Source organism: Phyllobacterium sp., from assembly GCF_037994405.1.
Taxonomy (GTDB): domain Bacteria; phylum Pseudomonadota; class Alphaproteobacteria; order Rhizobiales; family Rhizobiaceae; genus Phyllobacterium.
Window position 1 is genome coordinate 1 of sequence record NZ_JBBNAN010000525.1, and the last position, 2,647, is coordinate 2,647.

General features: G+C 57.5%; 2 protein-coding genes. Both read left to right on the top strand.

What is annotated here, in order from left to right; genetic code table 11:
• A partial coding sequence (locus tag AAAC48_RS28940) for a heavy metal translocating P-type ATPase (RefSeq protein ID WP_340657485.1) occupies positions 1-1,448 on the top strand: 1,448 nt, incomplete at its 5' end.
• 247 nt (positions 1,449-1,695) lie between these two features.
• Positions 1,696-2,370: a CBS domain-containing protein gene (locus tag AAAC48_RS28945; protein WP_340657486.1), complete on the top strand. Its 675-nt coding sequence runs from the start codon at positions 1,696-1,698 to the stop codon at positions 2,368-2,370.
• Positions 2,371-2,647: the final 277 nt, after the last annotated feature.

Below are 2,647 nucleotides of genomic sequence, written 5' to 3' on the forward strand. Positions count from 1 at the left end.
AGCTCGAAGAAGTCCCCATTGAGATGTTGTCTCCAGGCGACAGGCTCCTGATCCGACACGGCGAAGTTATCCCGGTCGACGGGGTTGTCTTCTCCGGCTCTGCTCTGTTGGACCAATCGGCGCTGACTGGGGAAGCGATCCCCATTGAACGCCGTCCTTCGGACGAAGTCCTGAGCGGTAGCACATCTGTGGGAACCGCCTTCGACATGGAGACCCGCCATCCGGCATCGGAAAGCACGTATGCGGGCATCGTTCGATTGGTCGAAGCCGCCCAGCGCAACAAAGCGCCTATGGCGCGCCTGGCGGATCGCTACGCAATCGGGTTTCTGTTTCTCACGGTTGGCTTGGCAGTTGCGGCCTGGTTGCTGTCCAGTGAGCCCCGCCGGGCGCTCGCGGTCCTCGTCGTGGCCACACCCTGTCCGCTAATCCTAGCAGTCCCAGTTGCCCTGGTCTCGGGGCTTTCACGTTCCGCAAGGGCGGGTGTTCTGATAAAAGGTGGCGCTATTCTGGAAGCGCTCAGCAGCGTGCGCGTGGCGTTACTCGACAAAACCGGGACGGTGACCCACGGCTCTGCAGAAATTGTCGAAGTTCGTTCCGCGAGTTGGGTGCCGGAGACCGAATTGTTGCGGCTTGCCGCATCGCTCGACCAGGCTTCCAACCACGTTATGGCCGCCGCTCTCGTTGCTGCCGCGCAAAAACGTGGTATCACACTTTCGTCCCCAATGGATGTCCGGGAGGACGCGGGCGCAGGACTTGAAGGCCAGATCGATGGCAAGAGGGTCGTTATCGGCGGCAGCGGATTCGTCCAGAATTGCAGCAACGAGGGTGATCCGAGGACATTCCGGCTCGGTGTCAAGCCCGGGCAAGTCGTCGTCGCAGTGGCCATCGATGGCGCAGTCGCCGGCATCATCATTATGGCGGACCAAATCAGAAGTGATGCCGCTCAGGCCATCAAGGAACTCAGACGGGCAGGAGTAGCGAAGATCATTCTCGCGACAGGTGACCGCCTCGATGTTGCCACTGCCATCAATGACAGGCTCGGGATTGACGAGATATTGGGCGATCTTACGCCAGAAGCGAAAGTCGAAGCGGTGGTCGCCGCGAGGAAGTTTGGTCCTGTCATGATGGTCGGAGACGGAATAAATGATGCACCTGCGCTGGCATCTGCAGACGTAGGCATAGCCATGGGTGCACGGGGCGCGGCCGCTTCGTCGGAAGCCGCAGGGGTGGTCTTGCTGGTCGACAAGCTCGCGCCTCTAGCGCTGGCAATCGCGATTGCACAACGGACAATCACAATTGCAAAGCAAAGTGTGCTCGTGGGCCTCGGCTTATCCTTGGTGGCGATGGGTTTCGCGGCGTTCGGCTATCTACCTCCTGTGCAGGGTGCTCTCCTGCAGGAACTAATCGATCTAGCTGTCATCCTCAATGCCATGCGCGCGCTGAGATGACATGTAGGAAATCTGCATTTGTTTCTGGAAGATCAGAAGCTGACTCGGAGATGCTCAGGGGTGATGACGTATGCGTTGACGCATTCCCAATTCAGATCCCGATCGACATCTGAACGGCGCGGCGGACGATTTGCTCTTCCAGGCCCTGATTCGAGCATCCGAGCGTCATCAATCCGTCGTCGGGGTATGAAATGATCTCTGAAAGATTGTTGCACCCCTGATTTTGACCAAGCTGACGGAGAGAGCCATGAACGCATCAGATGTGATGATACGAGCCGTGGCAACGGTACGGCCGGATACCCCCATTGCCGAGGTGGCGAAGCTCATCATGCTCAACGATGTTAGCGCACTGCCAGTTGTCGATGACGAGGGAGGCCTCGTCGGCATCATCAGCGAAGCTGATCTCTTGCGGCGTGAAGAAATCGGTACAGAAATGCACCGTCCGTGGTGGCTCGAAGCTATGACGCCAGCGACGATGCTGGCCGCAGAATTTGCGAAGTCGCATGGCATGCGAGTAGACGACCTTATGTCGAGTGAGGTTATCACGGCAACAGAAGACACTCCCCTTACGGAAAACGCTGCCATCCTAGAACGCAACCGCATCAAACGGATTCCCATCATGCGGGGATCGGAGTTGGTTGGCATCGTCAGTCAGGCCAATCTGGTCCAAGCGCTGGCGTCATCTGACATGGCCACGCAAGACGGATTGGACGAGAGCCGTATCATCAAGCAGGAGATCCTATCGCGATTGGAGCAGCAAACGTGGACGGATTTCGGGAGCCGCAATATCATTGTCATCGATGGCAGCGTTCACCTTTGGGGCCTTGTCGGCTCTGAAGAGGAGCGCAAAGCGCTCACCGCACTTGTGCAGGGCGTGCCCGGCGTGACAGGCGTTGTTGATGAGATGATTCCGGCATATTAATTTTGCGTACGTCAAGCGCCTTTCGTGGCAACGGGGGTCAAATTCTAGTATCGATACGCGTTTAGAAATCTGCAAAGGCTCATCAACTTGGCGGATCCTGCGAAAGTGTAAGTTATCTGCAGTTACTCACAGGACGAAAAATCCGATGGTGCCAAGGCCATGACGAGCGTGGTAAGGACGCCGCCGAATATCATCCAACGAGGCAGCGTGAGCCGGCCCATTATTCGCGGGTTCATGGCGATTGCCATCATGATTGCCATCAAAGGAGCAGCGAGGA

What these genes read in the sequence shown, in the direction of transcription:
- AAAC48_RS28945 (WP_340657486.1), top strand. Translation starts at nt 1,696, where the DNA reads ATGAACGCATCAGATGTGATGATACGAGCCGTGGCAACGGTACGGCCG.